The organism is Pseudomonas sp. SJZ080 (assembly GCF_007828295.1).
In the GTDB taxonomy this organism is placed as follows: domain Bacteria; phylum Pseudomonadota; class Gammaproteobacteria; order Pseudomonadales; family Pseudomonadaceae; genus Aquipseudomonas; species Aquipseudomonas migulae_A.
Genome location: NZ_VIUK01000019.1, coordinates 33,252 through 56,161, shown reverse-complemented (window position 1 = coordinate 56,161; position 22,910 = coordinate 33,252). Strand labels below are relative to the sequence as shown.

Below are 22,910 nucleotides of genomic sequence, written 5' to 3'. Positions count from 1 at the left end.
GAGATTCTCCCTAGAGCGAACCCCTGCATATCGACGGCTACTTGCGAATCACACGTGTTAGCTGTTGCGCCGCAAGGGCTAACGGCTTTTCGAGAGGGGTCAGCCAAATGTACAAACAATCGAGTACTCGATCCGAATTGGCAGACGCACTCTTTCGCCTTCGTCGCAGTTTTTATTCACTGGCAGCTTTCAGTGGTGTCATCAACGTCATGATGTTGACGCCAGCCGTTTATATGCTGCAGGTTTATGATCGCGCCCTGGTCAGCCGAAACGTCACAACGTTGACGATGTTGACCTTTCTGGTGATAGGCCTGTTCTTGCTGATGGCCACGCTGGAAATGTTCCGCACCCGCGTGCTGATCCGGGTTGGCAACTGCCTGGACATGGACCTCAACCGACGCATTTTCACCGCGGCATTCGAGCGCAACCTGAGCCGCGCCGGTGGCAATCCGGCCCAGGCCCTGCAGGATCTCGCGCAGGTGCGTCAATTTCTTACCGGTAATGGCCTGTTCGCTTTCTTTGATGCGCCATGGACGCCGATCTACCTGCTGGTCGCCTATCTGATTCACCCGCTGCTCGGACTGGTCACGCTGATCGGCTCACTGATTCTGGTGGGCCTGGCTTATCTCACCGAGAAGGCAACGCAAAAGCCGCTGGCCGAAGCCAATCAGGCCGCCCTCTCCTCCGCCAGCTACGCCAACAACAACCTGCGCAACGCCGAGGTCATCGAGGCCATGGGCATGCTGCCGTCAATCGGCAAGCGCTGGTACCAAAGCCATTTGCGCATTCTGGAAATGCAGACCCTGGCCTCCGACCGCGCCGCCCTGATCAGCAGCACCGGGCGCTTCGTGCGTATCACGTTGCAGTCGCTGATCCTGGGCGCCGGCGCGCTGCTGGCGATCGAAGGCAAGATCACCCCCGGGATGATGATTGCTTGCTCGATCCTCACCGGCCGTGCACTGGCTCCGGTGGAGCAAGTCATCGCGTCGTGGAAGCAACTGCTTGGCTGCCGTTCGGCCTGGGGCCGGCTGAACGAAATGCTGAACGACTATCCGCGCCGGCCACCGAGCATGTCGCTGCAGCGGCCGCTGGGCATGCTGGCGGTAGAGAACGTGTATGCCGGCGCCCCCGGCACCAACAACACAATTCTGCGCGGGGTGAGCTTCAACCTTTCCCCCGGCGAAAGCCTTGGCATTATCGGCCCGTCCGCCTCGGGCAAATCCACCCTCGCCCGCCTGATGGTCGGTGTCTGGCCGGCACAGGCCGGCAAGGTGCGCCTGGACAGTGCGGACATCTTCACCTGGAACAAGGGCGAACTTGGCCCCTGGCTCGGTTACCTGCCACAGGACGTGGAACTGTTCGAGGGCACCATCGCCGACAACATTGCACGCTTTGGTGAAGTGGACAGCGACGCAGTCATCCGCGCCGCCAGAACGACTGGCGTGCACGAGATGATCCTGCGTTTCCCGCAGGGTTATGAGACCCGTCTGGGCACCGATGGCAGCCCGCTTTCCGGTGGCCAGAAGCAACGCATCGCCCTGGCCCGCGCATTGTATGGAGACCCCAATCTGATTGTGCTGGATGAGCCGAATGCCAACCTCGACGACGTCGGTGAGAAGGCCTTGGTCGATGCGCTGGCCCAACTCAAAAACCGCGGCGCCACGGTCATCCTGATTTCCCACCGTCCCAATGTGCTCTGCGCCGTTGACAAGGTGTTGATGTTGCGAGACGGCGGCGTGCAGATGCTCGGCAGTCGCGACGAAGTATTCGCAGCGCTGCGCAAGGCCAGTGTGATGCCTGCAGGCGCATCAACCCCGCTGGCCTCCGTCAAAGCACGGGAGTGACCGATCATGCAAATGAGCCAACACACCGACATGATTCTCACCGACTCCAGGCACACGGTAGATCTGGACGTCGCCAAACCCGTGCGCAAGGCCATGTGGCTGGTGCTCGCCGGCTTCGGCGGCTTCCTCCTGTGGTCATGGCTGGCGCCGCTGGATGCCGGCGTGGTGGCGACAGGCACGGTAAAAGTCACCAGCAATCGAAAAGCCGTGCAGCATCTGAGCGGCGGCACCGTGGAGGCCATTCTTGTTCGCGAAGGCGACTCAGTGAAAAAAGGTCAGGAGGTGGTCCGCCTCGACTCGCTGCGCGCCCTTGCCGAACAGGGTGCGGTCAGCGCCCAGTACATCGTCAGCAAGACAGTGGAAAACCGCCTGGAAGCGGAACGTGACGACCGTGATGTGGTGAACTTCGACCCCGAATTGCTCAAGCGCTTCGGCAATGATCCGCGCCTGGTGGCCGCCATGGATCTGCAACAACGCTTGCTGGACACTCGGCGCGCCGGCCTCGCTGGCGAGATCAGCATCCTGCAGGAAAACCTCGCAGCGTCGGCGGTACAGCTCAAGGGCCTGCAGCAGGTCTATGGGGCCCGCGCCTCCCAGATCAACTTCCTCAACCAGGAACTCAAAGGCACCCGCTTGCTGGCGGCCGAAGGCTATGTGCCGCGCAACCGCCTGCTTGAGCTGGAACGCAGCAACGCCGACCTCGCCGCCGGCCAGGCCGAGAACCTCAACAACATCGCTCGCGTGCGTAGCCAGACCACCGAAATCAAGCTGCGCATCCTGCAGCGCCAGCACGATTACCTGAAGGAAGTCGAATCGCAGCTCACCGACACCGCCAAGGAAAACACCACCCTGGCCGACCGCTTGCGTGCGCTGGACTATGAAGTGACCCACACGGTCATTCGCTCGCCGATCGATGGCATGGTCCAGTCCCTGAGCATTGCCACTGTCGGCGGGATCATCCAGCCCGGCTTCAAGATCATGGAAATCGTTCCGGACAACGAGCCGCTGCAGGTCGACGCGATGATTCCCGTGCAGGCCATCGACAAGATGGTCCCCGGACTCGATGTAGACATTGCCTTCCCGGCCTTCAACCATGCCCAGACGCCCAACATCCCCGGCCGCGTGAAGACCGTCTCCGCCGACCGCCTGATGGACGAGGAAAGCAAGCAACCGTTCTATCTGGCCCAGGTGGAAGTCACGCCCGATGGCATGAGCCTGCTTGGCAGCAATCACATTCGCCCCGGTATGCCCGCCAGCGTCACCATCAAGACTGGCGAGCGCAACTTGATGAGTTACCTGCTCAAACCTATGCTCGAGCGTGTTGACAGCTCCTTCAAGGAACAATGAAATGGACCGTCATTGCCTGTGTTTCTGCCTGCTGGCGTTATCCCTCCCGACCAGCGCCATGGACCTCAAACAAGCGTGGGATCTGTTGCAATACCAAGGCCCCGTCTACCGCGCCGCCGTGCATGAAAAAGAGGCCGGCCTGGAAAACCGCGCCATCGGCCAGGCCGGTCTGCTACCGCAGATCAGTGCTTCGGCCTACGACAACAAGGTCAATGGCACCCAGCGCCAGAGCGGCATCGAAAGGGATCTCGACTACGACTCCAAGGGCGCCAACGTGCGCTTGCGCCAGCCACTGTTCAACAAACAGAAAATGGCCGAGTACCGCCAGGGTAAACAGCGTGCCGACTACAGCGTCGCGGTGTTCGATGCCAAGAGTCAGGACGCGGCGGTGCGCCTCGCCGAAAGCTATTTCGACGTGCTGCTGGCCAGTGAAACCATCGTCCTCGCCAAGGCCAAGTTGAGTGCTTTCGATGAGCAACTCGCCTCGGCGAAACGGCGCATGGAGCTGGGGGCCGGCACCGTCACCGACATCGACGAGTCAATCGCTCGCCGCGACCTCGCCGAAGCTGAACTGATCGAAGCGCAGGACAACCTGATCAATGCGCGGCGCAAGCTTGAGGAATACATCGGAGAACCCCCCGAATCGCTGACCACCTTGCGTCCGAGCTTCGATATGCCACCGCTGCTACCGAGCAACCTGCAGGACTGGTTGGTCAAGGCTCAGAGCGATAGCCCGCTGATCCATGCGCGCCGTCATAGCAGCGACCTGGCTGAGGAAGAAGTGAAGCGCGCCAAAGCGGGTCACTGGCCGACTCTGGATTTCGTTGCCGGCTACACCGCAGGCGATAGCCAATCAATCTCCGAGCTGAATCAACGCAACCGCTATGCCTCAATCGGGCTGGAGGTCAATTTCCCGCTGTACAACGGTGGCGGCACCAGCGCGCTGACACGCCAGGCCAGTGCCAATAGTTCCAAGGCCCTGGACGAACTCGACGCCACACGACAGGAAGTCATCTCCGGAACCACCCGCGAGTATGCCGGCGTACAGAGCGGCGCCAAACGCATTCGCGCACTGGAGCGAGCCGTAGAGTCCAACGAACGCTCACTGATGTCGACACGCAAGGGCTTCAAGGAAGGAGGCACCAGCACCAACTCGGACGTGCTCAATGCCGAAGAGCTGCTCTTCGTTGCGCGCCACGACCTGTTCGAGGCGAAGCTGCGGTACTTGATGTCTCGCCTGCGCCTCGCCTCTTCGGTGGGCAGTCTGGGCGATGACGACATCGACCACATCAACAACTACCTCGGCCCGGAACTGTTGGTCACCAACTGAGGTTCACCTACACGCCCCCGCAGGGGCTTGCGGTGTTTTTACGGCGTGTTTGAGCACGCTTATCCCATGCTCACTCGTTCAAGTCCTTGACCAGGTAGCTGTCGGCAATTTGCGCAATACCCGTCAACGCAGTCCGTAGCAGCTCCGGTTCGGTGCGATAGCGCAACGGCTCGTAGCCATAGGTGTTGGCACCGTTGAAGGCGGTGATGGGCTCGTTGCGTTGCCAGATCAGTTCATCGCCGCGCTTCATGACACCGCTCACTGCAATCGTCGGGTACACCACGCTGCTGAAGCCTTGAGTCAGGGCGAAACCCCAGCTGAGGACGGTCAACTGAATGTCCGCATCGGCCTGTTCGTTTTCACTCACGATCTTGAAACGGCCAGTAGCGGCCAGTTGTTCCTCGAAGCTCTTTTTGACCAACCTGGCCAGATCGATATCAGCCGTCTCCATGTTGTAGAGAATCGCATCGACCGTCGACATTGAAGCCAGGTCGCCGGCCTTCAGGCCTGCGGCAAATCCGGCCCCACCCAGCGCGGCCTTGCCCAGGCTCGATGCGCCCGCCGCCATACCGACACCGGCGCCAACACCGGCGCCCAATGCCGCGCCCCATGCTTGTTCACGGCCCATGTAACTCATTTCCCGGGGTTTCCACGAAACCGGGAGAACCTTCACGGTGTGTATCTGCGCACGGTACTCGGGCTTGAACTTCTGGTTGGCACATCCGGCGAGGAAAAGAACGGCAAACAACAGGACAGCAATCTTTTTCATGAACGACTCACGACACCAAGGGAATGTACAGACGTTGTCGTCCCTGCCGGGGGAATCTGAAGAGCGAAAACAGACGCGGCCACTCGCAGCCCTAAAGGTTTGGACCGTCGAGCCGATTCAGATGGCCTGGATACCGGGCGCACCAAGGAGCTGTTTGCTGTGAGTATTGTATTTCGACTGACGGGCGCTATTTTCACTGTGACCCTGGCAAGCTGTGCCCTGCAAGGCAACGGGATGGCCGATTACTATAAGCGCCTGGCTGCCGAGCGCCAGGTACAAAATCAAGCCATGGCGACCCGGGTACAAACACAGTCGCTGCCGCTTGATAGCACTTTCAAACTCGGCCGAACCGCCGTGGTGATGGTTGACGTACCCGCCGCCGGGATTGAGCCAGCGAACCAGGTCCGACTTTTCGCTGGCTGCGATGCGTCGACAGTGGCCATGGATTATCGAAGTGGAAAGGACAGGAGCAGTCCTTACGTCCTGCCAGCAGACCCGGCGCGAAAGATCGCCGAGCAAATGTGCCAGGCGGTCCCGGACAGTAGCTGGAAGCAACTTCCCGGTGACGGCGAAGACCTGTTGTTACTGGACCCGGGCACACTGCGCATAGAAAAGTCCCGGCGCTCGATATGGGCAGGCATCGACTTTGGCCGCACCCGCCTGGATGAAAGCGAAGGGAAACCGTACGGCCGTCAGTTCGAACTCGTTGAAATCGACTGTGCTACGCGCCTGACCAGCACTCGCTTGGCTTATCGTTTAGGCGACGCGACTTTGCTACCGCCGCCCGCTCAGCCGCTCGACTGTGCATTGAACACTGAGCAACGGGCCCGGTTGAGTGGCATCGCGTGCGCCGAACCCGCCAACCTGGCGCAACTCGCCACGCCAGTCACCCGGAAAAAGTTGCCGCCGAACATGCTGACACCCGAACTACCGGCAACACTGCTGGCACACGTCAGTGCATTACCTCAGGGACAACCGACTCACACGCTCAGTCATTTGCAATTCAGCTACAGCGCCTCCTCCCCACTGGTGCCGCGCGCCGTGGTCAACGACCGCCCAATGGACGTGTATCTGCAACCGGGCCCGGCCCGTGGTCTGTGGCGCGAGCAGGCGACGGGCGCCTTGGGCAGCGAACGTGTGAGCCTGCGCTGGCGTGGGCTGATCGAACTTGGCGCAACGAGCCACACGGGACCAGCCGGCAAAAACGATCAGCGAAGCGTCCTCACGAACATCGACCTGGTGGGCGATTGGCAAAACCTCAAACCCGGGAGCTCGATCGCCTACAGCAAAAGCTTTATCGAAAGCAGTGGCAAACCTTTCGTGCAAAAAATCGAGTGTTCGGTAGGTGAGTCCTTTCCGGCTTCACAGACAGTTGCTTCACTGCAAGGGAACGCACGCGCTGTGACTTGCGCCACCAACAACGCACTGAAGATGAGCAACGCGTACTTGTATCTGGAGGCCTATGACCTGTTTGTGGAAACCGCCGATACGTCCACGCTCTTGATCCAGTCCAATACGCTTACAGCGGCAGAATAACGCGCAATCGCGCGCGTTATTTTCGCGATCCGACGGTGTCAACTTTCCATCGCCGCTCGTGACGCTTGTCTCTGCCTTTACCCGAGCCGTCGCTAATCGTAGAACGACTCAACCAGCGTCCGACTGCCGACAAAAAAGCTATCTGCAACCAATCGCAGCGGCTGGAGATCCAGGTCACTGGCCTTGTCGCCGATCAGCTGCTGAAAATGTCGATACACCGCCGCGTACTCGCCCTCCTCCGATACGGCCTGGCGCACGCCGTCGATACTCAGCAGTGCGCCGCCGTTGTCCAGCCGCAGGATGCCTTCGGCGCAGCGAACCTCGATGCTCCAGAGTTCGTCATGACCGTGGTCGAAATCGAATTCTGCGCGGACATCAAGGTGGCGAGCGTCAGACATTTTGATGGACGCGGCGATAGGCGACTGGCAGTTGCCGGGGACGCGCAGTTCGGCAGACTCGACAAACAGCGGCAGCGCCAGCAGATGAGTTGCAATCGACAAAGCATTGATGCCGGGATCGAAGACGCCAAGGCCTCCGGGTTGCCAGATCCATGCCTGGCCGGGGTGCCACTTGCGCACGTCCTCCTTCCAGTCGATCTGTACGCTTTGCAGGGTGCGGGAGGCCAGCCAGTCACGGGCGGCTTCGATACCTGGCGCGTAGCGTGAATGCCAGGCGAACAGGCCGCTGACGCCTTGCTCGCCGACCTGATTCACTAACGCCATCGCTTCGCCCAACGTGGCGCACGGCGGCTTTTCGACCAGCACGTGTTTACCTGCGGCCAGCGCTTGTTGCACCAGCGCGAATCGTCCTTGCGGCGGCGTGCAAAACGCAATCGCATCCACAGGCGGGCCGTTTTCGAGCAGTTCACCCAGGGACTGAAAGTTCTCTACCCCTGCACAGGGCTGCCCTTGCGTGGCGACAGCGACCAACTGGAAGGCGGGGTTGGCGTAGATAGCGGGGACGTGTTGATCCTGGGCAATCTTGCCGTAGCCCACCAGACCGAGACGGATCGGTTGCATCAATGACTCCTGGTTTTGTTCTTGTCGTGAGAAGCGAATCAACAAGACTACGTTTGTCTGCCGGGGAAGTCATTGAGGATGTGCCGGGGATTCGTGTTCAGTCCCTTCGCGCACAAACCGTCTGACCTCAGCCTGTATGGCATACGCCGGCGCCTCCACGGTATTGAAATCCTGTGTATAGCGCTGGGCAAATCCTTCTATCCCCCATTCCTGAAACTGTTGCACATGCTTGAGTTCGTGAGCCCAGAGCGCAACGTTCTGTTCTGCGGTTTGAGCATCCCGAAAAAGGATGATGTCGATCAGCGTCACGGCGCCGACATCGGGGTTTTGCAGCATGGCAGTGGCGGCGCTGAACTGGCCGTTGTCGCTGACTTTGTAGTGCGCGGCATCGAGGACGCCGGGGTCGTACCAACGCAGCAGTTGCTCGCGGATGTGCGGTGGAATGGGTTGAAGGCCGGCGCTGGCTGCTTCGGCCCGGGCTTGAGTCAGCCACAGCGCCAGGGCAGGTGCCGCGATCTGATAGATGCCATCGGGCACGGGGCCGAGCACCTGTCCGAGGTCTGGCAGGCAGATGCAGCTGTCCAGGCACACTTGTTTCTCGCCAGCCGGGCAGGCGCTGTTCTGGGCCGGCACCTCAAGCGTCAGGCAAAGAACCAACAGCGCCACCAGGCGCGTGGTGATGGGCGGCATTCGAACCTCCAGGAACGGAAGCGGCGCGAACAGTGGATCACAATTGATCGACGACACCCATCGCTTTTAGCGTATCCCTGTCGGTCGCTTCGCGATGACCGCTGTGGGTCCCGCAGGCCCCACCCATTTTTGCGAGCGCCTAAACAGCAGTTTTGATATGCATATGTATCCAGACTGCCATCGCCGCCACGGCCATCAAAACCAGAATGCCTTCGCGCTTGAGCATGTGCCAGGGCAACCGCTCGACCTTCAGCTTGATTGCTCGCCATGCCCGAGTACCGATCGAGACCTTACCGCCACTCAGCGCTGAATTCGTGAAATAAATCGTGCCGAGGAACACCACCACCGGGCTGACCCATCGCAGCCACGGCACATTAGCGGAGCATGCGCACGCTACGGCTGCGGGCACTGCACTGGGGAGTATGTGGCGCAGCACCAAGAGCCCCGCGCCTTGCCGGTACCAACGGCGCGGGAGTAACCATCGGCTAAGCAGCACATCAAGATGCCCCGCCGCCACCGCCACCATGGCCCAAACCTGGTAGACCTTCGCGCCGAACCACATCAATACGGGCATCATCAGCGGCAATACCACCACGGCGCCCAGCCCATTCCTTTTCATCGGCACAGCCAGCAACGAAGAAACAACCAAAGCAGCCAGCGCCAGCCACAGAAAAAGGTAGACCCCTCGATAACTTTCGGCCGGCAACCAGTCCCGCCAGTTGTCGAGTGGTTGCAGCCCAAGACGTTGGGGCACCTCGGGGTATTGGTATTCGATGGATTGAGCGAGCTGTGTAAAGCGTTGCCAGTCGAGGCCGGTAAAGTAGTCGGCCATGCCACGACGGCGGCGGTCACTCATTGGTTTGAGCAGCAAGGCCGTTGCCTGCCCATGGATTTTATCGGCGTCGAACCTGGCCAGATCGCCGCGTACGGTCTCCTCCATGGCTTGCACCTCGCACCGCCGGATCAGCCTGTCCCAACGCCAATGCTCGCAAGGAAGAGTGTCCTGGGTTTCGTCCCACCCCATGGCCTTGCACACGCCCTCGAAGAAGGCTGGCGTCCATTGCGGGGCGGATTCGAGCCAATCCAGTACGCGCTGCTCGAACTGCTGGCGGCGCTCGAAGGGTAATAGCCAGTCGCTGGCCATCCAGACGCGCAGCGCGTCCACTACCTGACGGTCTTTACCCTCGGCCAACCACTGCTGCATCTGCTCAAGGGAAGGTTCCGGAGGGCTGATGGCGGCAGGGATATCGACGTGTTCCAGGGGCATGACCAGCGGGGAGACTTCCGCTGGCTGGGAATATTCCGGGGCTGGCGCGCTGACGACTATCGGGGCATCAACGACGTCCTCATCCGCCTGCGCGCGCCAGCGAGCCTCGGCCAGCGAGGCTTCATAGGCTTCACGCAGGCGCTGGAACTCATCGGGGTTTTCGTCCGGGCGGTGGGTTTTGAGCAGCCGCGCATAAGCGCGCTTGATGCTGCGTTCATCCGCGTCCGGGGTAAGGCTGAGCAATTGCCAGTGGTTCATGGTGGCTTAACCCTCGCGCTCGAAATGAGCAAGGCGCTGCGTAATGTCGCTGCGGGCTTCGCGTATCTGGCGTTCGTCCTGAGTGTCGAGCATTTGCTGGAAGTGGTTCGCCAGCCCGGCAATATACTGCCGGCCATCGCCGAGGCTTTCCTGATACAAGCGGTCCAGTCGAGCCAGCAACAGGGTGTTGATCTGTTGATCGCGGGGGTGCACTTTCAGTGCTTCGAGGGCGGCCAGCCGCTGGGCGATTTCTTCTGGCGCCAGTACACCCGGGTTGTTCTCGATGACCAGCCGGCGGGTTTCGCCATTGATCGGCAGGTGCACCTGGGCTTCGAGCAATCCGTTGTTGTCGTAGGTAAAGCGCACATCCAGGGTGACTTCGCCGGCCTTGCGTGGCGGCACGGAGATTTCCAGTTCACCCAGGAAAATATTGTGACTCACCAAGCGGTTTTCACCCTGATAAATCCCCAGATGAACCACCTTCTGGTTGTCACTGAGGGTGGACACCGTACGGCAACGGCTCACCGGCACCACGGTGTTGCGTTCGATGATCGGCAAGTAGTGGCCGCTTTGGAAACCGGCACCTACCTGCACCGACGTCTCGATTCCCAAGGTGTAAGGACACACATCGGTGAGCACCACTTCTTCAAGCGAGGCGTGGCGCGCCAGTAGCGCCGCCTGAATGGCTGCCCCCTGCGCGACCACTTCGTCCGGGTTGAGCTGCATCGCCGGGATTCGCCCGAACAGGGCTGCGACCAGCTTGCGCACCAGCGGCATGCGCGTTGTGCCGCCCACCAGCAATATTTCGTTCAGGTCCGCGACCTTGATCCGGGCGTCACGGAGCGCGCGTTCGATCGGAGCGCGCAAGCGGTCCAGCAAGGGACGGAAGATGTCCGCAAGGTCGGCCTGGGTCAGTTCAATGCTCCACTCCCCCGTTTGCTCGCGAAGGGTAAAGCGTGCGATTTGCGCCTGTCCCAGGGCATGGCGAACCCGCTGCGCTTCACGCCGCAACCGCTGTGCGATGGCCGGGAGGGTCGTGTCTGGCAGGTCAGCGGCGCCAATTTTAGCGATGAAGTGCTCCACGAGCAGGTCATCGAAATCTTCGCCGCCAAGGAAGTTGTCCCCCGCGCTGGCGCGAACTTCCATGACGCCTTCGAACAGCTCCATTACGGACACGTCAAAGGTGCCACCGCCGAGGTCGAACACCAGAAAGGTCGCCTCGTTTCGCTGTTGAAGGCCATAGGCCAAGGCTGCGGCGGTGGGTTCGTTGATCAGCTTTTCAACCTTCAACCCAGCCAGTTCGCCAGCGATACGCGTAGCCTTGCGCTGGGCATCGCTGAAATACGCCGGCACGCTGATTACCGCTTCGTGAACGGGCTCGCCCAAGGCCCGCTCGGCGTCGGCCTTGAGACTGCGCAGCAGCATCGCCGAGAGTTCTTCCGCGCGGTAGGCGCGCCCACCGAGCAGCGTTTCACGGGCGCTGCCCATATAGCGTTTGAACAGCGACGTCGTGAGATGCGGGTGGGTGTGCAACCGCTCGCGGGCGATATCCCCGACGACCAGTTGACCCTGGTCGTCGAGGCCGACGACGCTAGGCGTGAGAAGGCTGCCCAAGGCATTGGGGAGTATCCGGGCATGTTCACCCTCCCAGGCCGCCACGAGGCTGTTGGTGGTGCCCAGGTCGATACCAATGATCACAGTCACTTTTCCTTAAATGACGCGGCCGGGCAGCAGAGCGCATGGGTCGCAAGGTCAGTCATTACAGTCGTACCGGCGGTACGCAAGTCTATGGCTGGGGATATCGGCAGCGCTGGCGGTAGCTTTAACAGGCTCGAAGACGCAGTGAAGCCCTGCCTCACGCCCCTGGGCTTCGTGCGCAAACCTCTGTCATCATTGAAGAACTGACAAGCCGGGTAAAAAACATGAATCGTCAAAAAAAAATAAAGCAGTTACTAAGGGCGCACGCCAAAAAGGCCAGCGCCAAATTGGCACCGCAAAACAAGTCTAAATACATCAGTAAGGCTGACCGGTTGAAACTGGCTGCTGAATCCAGCCAAGAGTCAGAGATCTCCCCTGAGAGCTGATCTGCAGAGCTTGAACCGCCGACGCTATGGCAATGCTTTGCCGCTCCCGGCTAGCGTGTGCCACCGACTCACCTCAGCGACCCGCCAACGCCCCTGAAGGACAAGGCACTCAGCGAATGGCCCGGCTTTTGCTCTGCTACTCGGTGACCAACCAGGGAGTGTCAAAATGATCGGAAGCAACTTACCTCCGCTGCCTTACGTAGAGGGTCTCAGAAAGTCTTTGGAAAGTGGCAAGGTGACCGCCGGCAGGATCGAGGTCGCCAATGCGACACCGGAACTCCAGGCAAAGCTTGATGCTGGTTTTCGCGAGTCACAACGCGATCTGGAACAGCTGATAGCCCGCTATAAAACTGATCCGGGTCGGGCGACGCTCGACACGAAAAGCAACCCTGTCGAACGGCCCGATGTTCAGTCCCTCAGCAAAAGCGACGCTTCGCCTGTGCCGCAAGACCTCCTGCCTCTGATCGAGACCGGACGCCTTGAAGAGCAGGCCATCAACCCTACCCATGGCGACTTGTCGATCACCAGCACTGCGGTTTATCAGGAGTGGCTACTGACGCGTGTGGGTGTTGATGTAACTGTGTAGGCCGTCAGTGTGAGGGGCCGTTGAGTAACCTTGTGAATGCATAATTGGCACTGCACGTAAGTGTTTGCCACTCAGCTTGCCCCTCCGAAACCAATGCCTCACCTGATTTAAATCATGCGAAACAAACCTAGCGATTACCCATCGGACATGTATGGATAGGTCGGTGAGAAACGGCCGATCGTGACAGGCAGAAATCGGCCAAAAGCGGTCATCGCGTGTCTACAAAAGCAGGAGCTGTTTACAGCGATTCCGGATTACTTAGTGTGATGCGACTTCGCAAAACGCTTCATTGGCAAGGTCCGAACGGTCGACACAGCTCTAAACCAAGACTTGCATGATGCCAGCAGCATCAAATAGCCATTACATAAGAGCGTGATTTGCCTGATACTGCGCGCCGCAACTTGGCCTTAATCAGAGACCCTCTCTCATGGACGATTTTTTGCAAACCGTGGCTCTGCTGCGCGCGAGGTATCAGCGCCGGGCAGACTTCAACCTCTTCTCCGTACTCCGCAGCGCGAGTGACGAGGTTCGGCTTCACTCGCGCTTCCTCGCCTTCTTGCTCGACCCAAAGGCAACCCACAATCAGGGAACAGCGCTACTGAATCTCCTGTTGAAGCGACTGGGCATCCAGAGCTTCGATTCAGAGAATGCGATTGTCGAGGTCGAGTACCAGAACATCGACATCTTGGTCCGCAACCAATCCAAGCAGGCAGTGATCATCGAGAACAAGATCTACGCCGGCGATCAGGACGAGCAGCTCTGGCGCTACCACCAGCGAATGCAGGCGGAAGGCTACGGTGAGATTTGGACCACGTATCTCACTCTGGATGGTTCCGAGCCCAGTGAACAGAGTCGCAAGTCTCTGCCTGTAGTTCTTCTCAGCTACGAAGCTGAGATCATCGCTTGGTTGAAGGACTGTATCCCACTGGTTGCCCGCGAGCCCGGCGTACGAGAAAGCGTTTTCCAGTACATCGAACTACTCCAAAAGCTGACATCCAGTGACCAGGGTGAGATCTACATGAGCAAGCTAAAAGAACAGATCCTGCTGGGTGAGAATCTCTTCGTGATCGCCGACATCAACCATGCATTCAAGTCCGTACTGGCCGATCTACAGTTCGATATTTGGGAGCGCATGACGGCTTGCCAAGCGAGCCAATATCCACAACTCGGCAAGCCCGCAATTTCGGCCACGAAGGAGGCGGTTTCCGCCTATTACAAGAAGGCCAAAAACAGCAAATACATTGGCCTCACTTTCCCCTTCACGTTTATGAATGGTGGCGTGTACATCGAACTCAACCACCGTCTCTACGTTGGCTACTACTGTGACGGTGAGCAGTTCCCGGAAGACCGGGAGCGCCTTTTGGCGCTGAGTCGAGAGATCGCACCCAACACTCGCAATTCGGGCAACCTGTTTTGGAAGTTCTCTAATTTCAATGTGAATCTACATGCCCCTTCCAATGAGGACCTGGCCCTCCTCCGAGATTCGGAGACCAGGGAGTCGATTGCCGTCAGCCTGATCGATGACGCTCACGAACTGTGGCAGCGCGCTCACCAGCAGTTCGCCTGACCGCATTTGGCCGATTTCTGCCACTGATCAGAGGCCCCTATGGTTCGTTAGAAACCCTTCATGACAGGCAGCTAACGGCCATAAGCAGTCATTCATCAAAGCAAGCGCTTCGCTACATGTCATCATGGCTGACAGCAGGTCGATAATCGACTTGTACTCCCATCTTTAATTCGTCTGAGCTAGCGACGCTCGAGGCCACTCCGAAGGTCTTCTCCCATGCTTCACCGTATCGATGCCACTTACCACCAAGCGTCGTTCTCCCGCAGTAGTTGCGCATGGCTGACTATCGATGACGTCGCTATTGAGCAATGGCTATCCGGTCATCTCAATGATCCAGATGTCGCCAAACTTGGTCTTTCGCTGATGTGGTTGTTGGATGAGGACGAAGATGCGCTTGCGAAACGGCGCTTCATTCCCGGACAGGAGGGCACTTCCACAATCGTCCCGCTATTGGTATGCAGTGATGACATGGATTTTGACTGTACCGTGATGGTAGCGGAGCAAGTTGTCGAAGGCGCCACGGTGCGCTGGGCTCGTTTTGGTTGGAGCGTTTCGGGAAAGCTCGAAGTGGGTGTTTCGACCCGGTGGGACGCCAATAGCCAGCCGGTGAGCTTTGACTTAGTGAACTTCAACGCTGCATTGGAAAAGTTTGATGCGTTGGTGAAGACCAGCTCATAAACAGCGTTACACGCTCCGCGTACCTATAGCCAGAATGGGACAGGTTGAAAGCTCTCGCGACCGGCAGCTTTGGGTCGGTTTCAGTCGGTCACGACAGGCAACAATCGGCCAAAAGTGGACATTGTCCTCCGGCTTGAAAAAGAGGTCGGCTCTACCCTGAGATTGTCGGGTTTGGAGGTCTCCGTGGACCTTCCACTTCGCCCCCCTGACAACATATGCTTGACTAAAATCCCAGGTGCATTACCCCACAACCTCGTCTCGATTGTCTGCGCGTTGAAATATTTTTTCGGGATAAATGAGACTCTCCGCCTGAACCTCACCGGGCAACATTCCCGAACGGATTCAGAACCAAAACTACTTCTCACGAGCGGACTGAATCAAAACGCCTCTCTCTGCACTGATCGGCCGTCGACCCTGCTCACGGAACAGGGTCGGGCGAATCGACGGCCAATCAGGCCTTGATGTCTCTGGATAGCATCGATTTTGGAATCAGCAGGATCAACACACAGCTGACGAGCAGGCAAGCACCCAGGACATAGGTGCCGTTGTTCATGTCGCCGGTCAGTGTCTCGGCCATGGCTGTAATCATGGAACCGGTGAACCCGGAGAGGTTGCCGATTGCGTTGATCATGCCGATACCCGCTGCTGCAGCCACACCCGATAAAACCGTGCCGGGCAATGTCCAGAAAATTGGCATCAGGCTCAGCAACCCTGACGCGGAGATGCTGAGGAAGAAAATCGACACCGGCAGGTTATGGGCGAAGAAGGCGCTGCCAATCAGGCCCATCCCGCCAATGAATGCCGGGATGGCCGCGTGCAATCGGCGCTCACCGGTTTTATTGGAGTGCCAGGCGTTGAGGGTCATGGCGACGATGGCGGTAGCGTAGGGAATCGCGGTCAGCAAACCGATGTGCAGGGTGTTGGAAATACCGGTGGACTTGATGATCGTCGGCATCCAGAACGCCAGTCCGTAAAAACCCGTATTGAACGTCAGCAGAATCAACACCAGTAACCACACGCGACCGTTGAAGATCACATCCCGAAGGCTGGAAGCCTTCGCCGTGTTGTCTCGGTCGAGGTTGTTTTTGAGCATGTTCTTTTCTGCCGTGCTCAGCCACTTGGCATTGTCGATTTTATCGACCAGCAACGTCACCACGACAACGGCCATGATCAACGACGGGATGCCTTCGATGATCAGCATCCACTGCCAGCCGGCCATACCATGGACACCCTGCATCGCGCCCATCAACCACCCGGAAAGAATCCCGCCCAATGTCAGGCTGATCGGCATGGCCATCAAAAAGCCCGCCATTACACGGCTTTGGCGATGCGTCGGAAACCAGTAGTTGAGGTAAAGAATCACCCCTGGGAAGAAACCGGCTTCGCAGATTCCCAGCAGGAAGCGCAGCACGTAGAACATGGTTTCCGATTCAATGTGAAAGAACTTAGCCAGCGGCACGGTAAAGGCTACCGCCATGGAGACAATGCTCCAGCTGATCATGATGCGGGCGATCCAGAGGCGTGCGCCGAAGCGATGGAGGAACAGATTGCTAGGGACTTCGAAGAGGAAATAGCCCCAGAAGAAAATGCTCGCACCCAGGGCGTAGACCGTGTTGCTGAATTGCAGATCGTTGAGCATGTCCAGCTTGGCAAAACCGATATTCACCCGATCCAGGTACGCCGCCATGTAGCAGAACAGCAGGATCGGCAGGATGCGCAGGATGACTTTGCGGTAGGTACGATCCTCGGAGGTAAGCTCCGCCGAGCCCTCTCCTTCGAGAGGACGCTGAGATACTGATTCCATGTGTTGACCTCAAGGCATGTCGTCATGCCGATTGTTTTTGTTTTTGGCTTGCGACCTTGAGTTCCTTGGGCTGACCTAGGCCAATCCACAGGAAAAAAGACGCTGCAAGTTAGTCTGTTACCGGTAACATTTTTAATTTAGCAACTAAATTCGACGCAAAGCAAGCGCGCCCGGTTAAAAAAATTCAGGTGCTTTCGCGCGCCAGGATTTTGAATTCGACGACATCGGACGCCTTCGGACGAGGCAGTCCAAGACGCTGGGCAGCGGCACTGGCAACCAGCAACTCACCTGCGCGGCGGCCAATTCCATAGGGGTCGACCGAGACCGTGGTGATCGTCGGCGTGCAGTACCGTGAGACTTCGAAATCGCCAAAACCGGCTATCGCAATGTCCCCGGGCACTCGTCGCCCTTGCCGATGGCATTCCATGATCGCGCCGAACGCTGACAGGTCACTGACGCACATGACCGCGTCTGTGTCCGGCCACTTCTCCAGCAGTCGCTTCACGGACTCTCCACCATGGCTCATGGTGATAGGCGACTCGCCATATTCCATCACCCGAGGCTCACCTGCCCCCAACGCCGCGACAGCCTGAAGGTAGCCTTGCTGACGTTGCTGCCCCCGATGGTCGAGAACGGATGCCCCCCCGATGTAGCCGATTCGTCGATAACCTTGCTGATGCAGATGTTCATACATTGCGGCAGCGGCGGCCAAGTTACTGAATCCAACCGATTGCTCGAGTGGATCGGCTGGAATGTCCCAGGTCTCGACAACAGGCACTTGCGCCTGGCGTAACAGCTTTCGGGTTTCATCCAGATGCGCGCTGCCCGTCAGCATCACCCCGACGGGTCGATGGCGCAGCAGCGTGCGTACCAGCAGGGCCTCCTGCTCCAAGTGGTAATCCGTGTCACCCAACAGCAGACAGAGCCCATGTTCGCTAACGGCATCATTCAGGCCGCGGACGGTGTCGGCAAAGTTCGAACTCGCCAAAGACGGCACCAGCGCAACGATAAACTCCGAACGTCCGGTGGCCAGGGTTCCTGCAGAGGCATCAGGCAGATAGCCGAGCGTTTCAATCGCCTCGTGTACTAGCTTCTGCGTGCGCTCTGAGACGTCGCGACCGGCCAGGACCCGGGAAACCGTCATCTTCGAAACACCGGCCAGTTTGGCGACGTCGGCCATTCGCGGCGGCGTGGTGGTTTTGCCTGAATCCTCGTAACTCATGAACGTCCTGTTTTCCTGAAAATGACCGGGCGGACCCTGGAAATCAATGCCGCCAACACAGATGGTCGCTGATTATACATGGCCGTTGGCAGGCCGACCTCTGCTCCTTGCAAAGGTGTCCAGCGTCCATTCGAACGTCGAGATTGGGTCTTTACAAATGAAATGTTACCGGTAACATAAAGCCATTCGAACGCCGACGGCGGTGATGATTCGCCTGTTTGTCGCCTCCTGCGGTGGTTCACTTTCCGCTGATATGCCTCTAACAAGAGATAAAAACCATGCCCGAAAACACTCCTCTGCCTCTGCGAAGTCAACAATGGTTTGACGATCCCAGTCATGCTGACATGACCGCGCTCTACGTCGAACGGTTCATGAATTACGGTATGACGCGCGAGGAGTTGCAATCGGGCCGTCCCATCATCGGCATCGCTCAAACCGGTAGCGATCTCGCGCCGTGCAACCGTCATCACCTCGAACTCGCGCAACGCACCAAAGCAGGTATTCGCGATGCCGGCGGCATTCCGATGGAGTTCCCGGTGCACCCGATGGCCGAACAAACCCGGCGTCCGACTGCCGCACTGGATCGCAACCTGGCGTACCTGGGCCTGGTCGAGATTCTTCATGGGTACCCGCTGGATGGCGTGGTGCTGACCACTGGCTGCGACAAGACCACCCCTGCCTGTCTCATGGCGGCCGCGACGGTTGATATCCCGGCGATCGTCTTGTCGGGCGGTCCAATGCTTGATGGGCACCACAAAGGCAAATTGATCGGCTCCGGCACGGTGCTCTGGCATGCGCGCAACCTGCTCTCCAGTGGAGAGATCGATTATGAAGGCTTCATGGAGATGACCACGGCGGCCTCTCCTTCGATCGGTCACTGCAACACGATGGGCACCGCGTTGTCGATGAACGCGCTGGCCGAAGCGCTGGGTATGTCGCTGCCCGGCTGTGCGAGCATTCCGGCCGCCTATCGTGAACGCGGCCAGATGGCGTATGCGACTGGCAAGCGCATCGTCGACATGGTCCGTCAGGATATTCGTCCTACCCAAATCATGACCCGCGAAGCCTTTGAAAATGCCATTGCCGTGGCTTCGGCCTTGGGGGCGTCGACCAATTGCCCGCCGCACCTCATCGCTATCGCGCGGCACACCGGCATCGATCTCAGCCTGGAAGACTGGCAACGGATTGGCGAAGACGTGCCCCTGCTGGTCAATTGCATGCCCGCCGGGAAATACCTTGGCGAGGGTTTCCACCGCGCGGGCGGCGTCCCGGCAGTCATGCACGAACTGCAGAAAGCCGGGCGACTGCATGAAGGCTGCGACACGGTCTCAGGCAAGACCGTTGGCGAGATCGTCAGCCATACGGCCGCCAGCGATACCGATGTGATCCACGCGTACGAAAATCCCTTGATTCAACGGGCCGGGTTCATCGTGCTGAGCGGTAATTTCTTCGACAGCGCCATCATGAAGATGTCGGTGGTGGGCGAAGCATTCCGCAAAACCTACCTGTCCGAGCCGGGCGCGGAAAACAGTTTCGAAGCCAGAGCCATTGTTTTCGATGGCCCCGAGGACTATCAGGCGCGCATCAACGACCCGGCTCTGGACATCGACGAGCGTTGCATTCTGGTGATTCGGGGCTGCGGCACCGTGGGTTATCCGGGCAGCGCCGAAGTGGTCAACATGGCCCCACCCGCAGCACTGATCAAACGAGGCATTGACTCCCTGCCCTGCCTGGGTGATGGACGCCAGAGCGGGACCTCGGCCAGCCCGTCGATACTCAACATGTCCCCTGAAGCCGCGGTGGGGGGCGGCATCGGTTTGCTGGAAACCAATGATCGTCTTCGCGTCGACCTCAACGCTCGCCGCGTCGATCTCCTCGTGGATGAGAGCGAAATGGCACGCCGCCAGGCGGCGTTCAAACCGTCCTTTCCAGCCTCGCAAACGCCATGGCAGGAACTCTACCGACAGCAGGTTGGCCAACTCTCGACCGGTGGTTGCCTGGAGCCCGCGACCTTGCACCTGCGGGTCATCGCACGCAGCGGCGACCCACGTCATTCCCACTGATTCGCCACTTTCGCCGAGGTTTTTTTCATGCCCCAAAAAAACGTTACCATCACATTGTCGGAGTTGAACACTCCAGCCCAGGACCTCGCGCAAGGCACCTGGATCGGTCGCGTGTGGATTCCTGGCGCCACGGCAGGGCCTGCCATCGTCCTGCTTAAAGACCGCGAGGTCTATGACATCAGCGTTCGGGTGGCGACCGTTTCGGCCCTGCTTGAACTCGATGACCCCGTTGCTTACCTGCGCAGCCTGCCATTGGAGCAGGCGCTAATCAGCGTTGACGCGTTACTGTGCAACAGCGATGTCTCGATGCGCGACGAAACACAGCCATGGCTGCTGGCGCCGATTGACCTGCAAGCGGTAAAAGCCGCCGGGGTGACCTTCGCAACCAGCATGCTTGAGCGGGTGGTCGAAGAGCAGGCCAAGGGCGACCCGGCCAAGGCCGATAGCATTCGCGCAACGCTGGTAGCGAGCATCGGTACTGACCTCGGGGACATCGTGCCGGGCTCTTCCCAGGCCGCCGCGCTCAAGGAAGTGCTGATCAGCCAGGGCATGTGGTCGCAGTACCTCGAAGTAGGCATCGGCCCGGACGCCGAGATATTCACCAAAGCTCAGCCGTTGTCAGCGGTGGGTTACGGATCGGACATTGGAATCCATCCGAAGTCCAGCTGGAACAATCCAGAGCCCGAAGTGGTATTGGCCGTTTCCAGTCGTGGCAAGGTACAGGGCGCTACGCTGGGCAATGACGTCAACCTGCGCGACTTCGAAGGGCGCAGTGCGTTGTTGCTTTCCAAAGCCAAAGACAACAATGCGTCGACCGCGCTTGGGCCATTTATCCGACTGTTCGACGAAACCTTCAGCATCGAGGACGTGCGCTCGGCAGAAGTCGCACTGCGTGTCGTAGGCGACGATGGTTTCATCATGGATGGCAGCAGCTCCATGAACCAGATCAGTCGTGACCCGCTGGATCTGGTCGCCCAGACACTCAACGAGAACCATCAGTACCCGGACGGCTTTGTGCTGTTCCTCGGCACGCTGTTTGCCCCCAAGCAAGACCGCGATCTACCCGGCGGAGGCTTCACCCATAAAGAGGGTGATCTGGTCGCCATCAGCAGCGCCAGGTTCGGCACGCTGGTCAACCGCGTGACGACAAGCGATCGCGCGCCGGCCTGGCAGATGGGTTATCGCGCCCTGCTCGATAACTTGCACGGTCGCGGGTTGGTTTCTGCCGCGATCAAGCCACGCTAGCCAAAACGAGAATGCTTATGAACGCCAGCACCGGACACAACTTTATCAATGGCGCACGCAGCGCCGAAGGTCACTCGCGCCTGCAAAGTTTCGACGCCACCACTGGGCAGGAACTTCCGGGCTACTTTACTGAAGCCACGCGAGAGGAAGTGGATGCTGCCGCCTATGCGGCGGCAGCGGCCTACCCGCTGTACCGCACCCTGCCGCCCCTTCGACGCGCGGCGTTTCTCGACGCCATCGCGGATGAGCTCGACGCCCTGGGTGACGAATTTGTCGCGACGGTCTGCCGCGAAACGGCGCTGCCGGCCGCACGTATTCAGGGTGAACGTGCCCGTACCAGTGGGCAGATGAGACTGTTTGCCAAGGTGCTGCGACGTGGGGATTTCTTTGGGGCACGTATCGATCGTGCCCTGCCTGACCGTCACCCCCTGCCCCGTCCCGATCTGCGCCAATACCACATCGGTATCGGCCCGGTCGCCGTATTCGGCGCCAGCAATTTCCCCCTGGCCTTCTCTACGGCGGGCGGTGATACCGCCGCTGCGCTCGCGGCCGGTTGCCCGGTGGTATTCAAGGCACACCCCGGGCACATGGCTACGGCGGAATGGGTCGCTCTGGCAATCATTCGCGCCGCCGAACAGACCGGAATGCCGCCCGGTGTCTTCAACATGATTTACGGCGGGATGGTCGGTGCCTGGCTGGTGCAACACCCGGCAATCAAGGCTGTTGGCTTCACCGGTTCGCTCAAGGGCGGCCGGGCGCTGTGTGACATGGCAGCGGCAAGACCAGAACCCATCCCGGTGTTCGCCGAGATGTCGAGTGTCAATCCGGTACTGGTGCTGCCAGAGGCCCTCAAGACCCGTGGTGCAAACATTGCGGCCGAGGTCTGCGCCTCTGTGGTTCAAGGGGCAGGACAGTTCTGCACAAAACCTGGAATGGTGATCGGAATACGCTCTCCCGAGTTCGATGCGTTTCTCGATGAGCTGACCTGGCAGATCAACGCTCAGCCTGCACATACCCTGCTCAACGCCGGCGGGCTGTGCAATTACTCCGATGGCCTGATCCGCCTGCATGATCATCCGCAGATCCACCATCGAGCGGGGAATCCTCAAGCAGGTATCCAGGCTAACCCACAGCTGTTCGAAGCGGACGCAGAACTGCTGATCAACCATGACGAACTGCTGCAGCACGAGGTGTTTGGCCCGGTTGTAGTCGTCGTTGCGGTCAATGACCGGCAACAGCTGCAGCACGCGCTGCACGGTTTGCAGGGACAACTGACCGCGACCTTGATTGCCGAACCCGCGGATCTGGAGATATTTGCCGAGTTGATTCCAGTATTGGAACTGAAGGCGGGTCGCCTTTTGCTCAATGGTTACCCGACCGGTGTCGAAGTCTGCGATGCGATGGTTCATGGCGGCCCCTACCCCGCCACCTCGGATGCCCGAGGCTCGTCCGTGGGAACGCTGTCGATCAACCGCTTCCTGCGGCCGATCTGCTTCCAGAACTACCCGGACAGTTTGCTTCCCGACGCGTTGAAAAACGCCAATCCGCTCGGCATTCAACGCCTGGTAGACGGCGCTAGCACAAATGAGCGTTTGCGTTAA

General features: G+C 59.2%; 18 protein-coding genes. 11 read left to right on the top strand and 7 right to left on the bottom strand.

Annotated elements, in window-relative coordinates; genetic code table 11:
• The first annotated feature begins 107 nt into the window (after positions 1-107).
• Genes FBY04_RS22355 through FBY04_RS22345 form a run of 3 tightly spaced genes read left to right on the top strand, consistent with a single transcriptional unit; the run spans position 108 to position 4,521 of the window.
• Positions 108-1,844 carry a type I secretion system permease/ATPase gene (locus FBY04_RS22355; protein ID WP_084321175.1) on the top strand — a complete coding sequence of 579 codons (1,737 nt, stop codon included), beginning with the start codon at positions 108-110 and terminating at the stop codon, positions 1,842-1,844.
• A gap of 6 nt (positions 1,845-1,850) precedes the next feature.
• A complete protein-coding gene (locus tag FBY04_RS22350; protein WP_084321176.1) occupies positions 1,851-3,191 on the top strand; it encodes an HlyD family type I secretion periplasmic adaptor subunit in 1,341 nt (446 codons plus the stop codon).
• Position 3,192: 1 nt separating this feature from the next.
• Positions 3,193-4,521, top strand: coding sequence for a TolC family outer membrane protein (locus tag FBY04_RS22345; RefSeq protein WP_145316944.1), 1,329 nt, complete (start codon positions 3,193-3,195; stop codon positions 4,519-4,521).
• A gap of 70 nt (positions 4,522-4,591) precedes the next feature.
• Here FBY04_RS22345 and FBY04_RS22340 read toward each other — a convergent pair whose 3' ends face one another.
• On the bottom strand, positions 4,592-5,290 hold the full coding sequence (locus FBY04_RS22340; RefSeq protein WP_084321178.1) for a hypothetical protein: 699 nt from the start codon (positions 5,288-5,290) through the stop codon (positions 4,592-4,594).
• A gap of 159 nt (positions 5,291-5,449) precedes the next feature.
• On the opposite strand from FBY04_RS22340, the gene FBY04_RS22335 reads away from it, so the two are divergent.
• Entirely contained in the window at positions 5,450-6,826 is a 1,377-nt protein-coding gene (locus FBY04_RS22335) for a hypothetical protein (protein ID WP_256667121.1), read from the top strand.
• A gap of 92 nt (positions 6,827-6,918) precedes the next feature.
• Here FBY04_RS22335 and FBY04_RS22330 read toward each other — a convergent pair whose 3' ends face one another.
• From FBY04_RS22330 to FBY04_RS22315, 4 genes are all read right to left on the bottom strand, one after another.
• Positions 6,919-7,845, bottom strand: a complete 927-nt coding sequence (locus FBY04_RS22330) for a Gfo/Idh/MocA family protein (RefSeq protein ID WP_145316942.1) — start codon at positions 7,843-7,845, stop codon at positions 6,919-6,921.
• Positions 7,846-7,914: 69 nt separating this feature from the next.
• Positions 7,915-8,535 (bottom strand): DUF4157 domain-containing protein, encoded by a 621-nt coding sequence (locus tag FBY04_RS22325; protein WP_145316940.1) that lies wholly within the window; start codon positions 8,533-8,535, stop codon positions 7,915-7,917.
• Between the two features lie 139 nt (positions 8,536-8,674).
• Positions 8,675-10,060, bottom strand: coding sequence for a J domain-containing protein (locus FBY04_RS22320; protein ID WP_145316938.1), 1,386 nt, complete (start codon positions 10,058-10,060; stop codon positions 8,675-8,677).
• Positions 10,061-10,066: 6 nt separating this feature from the next.
• Positions 10,067-11,758, bottom strand: coding sequence for an Hsp70 family protein (locus tag FBY04_RS22315; protein ID WP_084321182.1), 1,692 nt, complete (start codon positions 11,756-11,758; stop codon positions 10,067-10,069).
• Between the two features lie 224 nt (positions 11,759-11,982).
• On the opposite strand from FBY04_RS22315, the gene FBY04_RS22310 reads away from it, so the two are divergent.
• From FBY04_RS22310 to FBY04_RS22295, 4 genes are all read left to right on the top strand, one after another.
• Positions 11,983-12,144, top strand: a complete 162-nt coding sequence (locus tag FBY04_RS22310) for a DUF2986 domain-containing protein (RefSeq protein ID WP_145316936.1) — start codon at positions 11,983-11,985, stop codon at positions 12,142-12,144.
• A 166-nt stretch (positions 12,145-12,310) separates the two neighbouring features.
• A complete protein-coding gene (locus tag FBY04_RS22305) occupies positions 12,311-12,730 on the top strand; it encodes a hypothetical protein (protein ID WP_145316934.1) in 420 nt (139 codons plus the stop codon).
• Positions 12,731-13,157: 427 nt separating this feature from the next.
• Positions 13,158-14,297: a PD-(D/E)XK nuclease family protein gene (locus FBY04_RS22300; RefSeq protein ID WP_145316932.1), complete on the top strand. Its 1,140-nt coding sequence runs from the start codon at positions 13,158-13,160 to the stop codon at positions 14,295-14,297.
• A 216-nt stretch (positions 14,298-14,513) separates the two neighbouring features.
• On the top strand, positions 14,514-14,975 hold the full coding sequence (locus FBY04_RS22295; RefSeq protein WP_145316930.1) for a hypothetical protein: 462 nt from the start codon (positions 14,514-14,516) through the stop codon (positions 14,973-14,975).
• A gap of 451 nt (positions 14,976-15,426) precedes the next feature.
• Here the strand turns inward: FBY04_RS22295 and FBY04_RS22290 are convergent, their stop codons facing one another.
• Positions 15,427-16,779 carry an MFS transporter gene (locus FBY04_RS22290; RefSeq protein WP_084321190.1) on the bottom strand — a complete coding sequence of 451 codons (1,353 nt, stop codon included), beginning with the start codon at positions 16,777-16,779 and terminating at the stop codon, positions 15,427-15,429.
• 184 nt (positions 16,780-16,963) lie between these two features.
• Positions 16,964-18,001, bottom strand: coding sequence for a LacI family DNA-binding transcriptional regulator (locus tag FBY04_RS22285; RefSeq protein ID WP_145316928.1), 1,038 nt, complete (start codon positions 17,999-18,001; stop codon positions 16,964-16,966).
• Positions 18,002-18,279: 278 nt separating this feature from the next.
• On the opposite strand from FBY04_RS22285, the gene FBY04_RS22280 reads away from it, so the two are divergent.
• Genes FBY04_RS22280 through FBY04_RS22270 form a run of 3 tightly spaced genes read left to right on the top strand, consistent with a single transcriptional unit; the run spans position 18,280 to position 22,910 of the window.
• Positions 18,280-20,064 carry an IlvD/Edd family dehydratase gene (locus FBY04_RS22280; RefSeq protein WP_084321192.1) on the top strand — a complete coding sequence of 595 codons (1,785 nt, stop codon included), beginning with the start codon at positions 18,280-18,282 and terminating at the stop codon, positions 20,062-20,064.
• A gap of 27 nt (positions 20,065-20,091) precedes the next feature.
• Positions 20,092-21,309: a fumarylacetoacetate hydrolase family protein gene (locus FBY04_RS22275; RefSeq protein ID WP_145316925.1), complete on the top strand. Its 1,218-nt coding sequence runs from the start codon at positions 20,092-20,094 to the stop codon at positions 21,307-21,309.
• 17 nt (positions 21,310-21,326) lie between these two features.
• The gene (locus FBY04_RS22270; RefSeq protein ID WP_145316924.1) at positions 21,327-22,910 is read left to right on the top strand and encodes an aldehyde dehydrogenase (NADP(+)); all 1,584 of its coding nucleotides are present in this window, start codon (positions 21,327-21,329) and stop codon (positions 22,908-22,910) included.

Bases quoted from the DNA above. Each gene is read 5' to 3' on its own strand.
- FBY04_RS22355 (WP_084321175.1), top strand. From the start codon at position 108: ATGTACAAACAATCGAGTACTCGATCCGAATTGGCAGACGCACTCTTT.
- FBY04_RS22350 (WP_084321176.1), top strand. From the start codon at position 1,851: ATGCAAATGAGCCAACACACCGACATGATTCTCACCGACTCCAGGCAC.
- FBY04_RS22345 (WP_145316944.1), top strand. From the start codon at position 3,193: ATGGACCGTCATTGCCTGTGTTTCTGCCTGCTGGCGTTATCCCTCCCG.
- FBY04_RS22340 (WP_084321178.1), bottom strand. From the start codon at position 5,290: ATGAAAAAGATTGCTGTCCTGTTGTTTGCCGTTCTTTTCCTCGCCGGA.
- FBY04_RS22330 (WP_145316942.1), bottom strand. From the start codon at position 7,845: ATGCAACCGATCCGTCTCGGTCTGGTGGGCTACGGCAAGATTGCCCAG.
- FBY04_RS22325 (WP_145316940.1), bottom strand. From the start codon at position 8,535: ATGCCGCCCATCACCACGCGCCTGGTGGCGCTGTTGGTTCTTTGCCTG.
- FBY04_RS22320 (WP_145316938.1), bottom strand. From the start codon at position 10,060: ATGAACCACTGGCAATTGCTCAGCCTTACCCCGGACGCGGATGAACGC.
- FBY04_RS22310 (WP_145316936.1), top strand. From the start codon at position 11,983: ATGAATCGTCAAAAAAAAATAAAGCAGTTACTAAGGGCGCACGCCAAA.
- FBY04_RS22305 (WP_145316934.1), top strand. From the start codon at position 12,311: ATGATCGGAAGCAACTTACCTCCGCTGCCTTACGTAGAGGGTCTCAGA.
- FBY04_RS22300 (WP_145316932.1), top strand. From the start codon at position 13,158: ATGGACGATTTTTTGCAAACCGTGGCTCTGCTGCGCGCGAGGTATCAG.
- FBY04_RS22295 (WP_145316930.1), top strand. From the start codon at position 14,514: ATGCTTCACCGTATCGATGCCACTTACCACCAAGCGTCGTTCTCCCGC.
- FBY04_RS22290 (WP_084321190.1), bottom strand. From the start codon at position 16,779: ATGGAATCAGTATCTCAGCGTCCTCTCGAAGGAGAGGGCTCGGCGGAG.
- FBY04_RS22285 (WP_145316928.1), bottom strand. From the start codon at position 18,001: ATGAGTTACGAGGATTCAGGCAAAACCACCACGCCGCCGCGAATGGCC.
- FBY04_RS22280 (WP_084321192.1), top strand. From the start codon at position 18,280: ATGCCCGAAAACACTCCTCTGCCTCTGCGAAGTCAACAATGGTTTGAC.
- FBY04_RS22275 (WP_145316925.1), top strand. From the start codon at position 20,092: ATGCCCCAAAAAAACGTTACCATCACATTGTCGGAGTTGAACACTCCA.
- FBY04_RS22270 (WP_145316924.1), top strand. From the start codon at position 21,327: ATGAACGCCAGCACCGGACACAACTTTATCAATGGCGCACGCAGCGCC.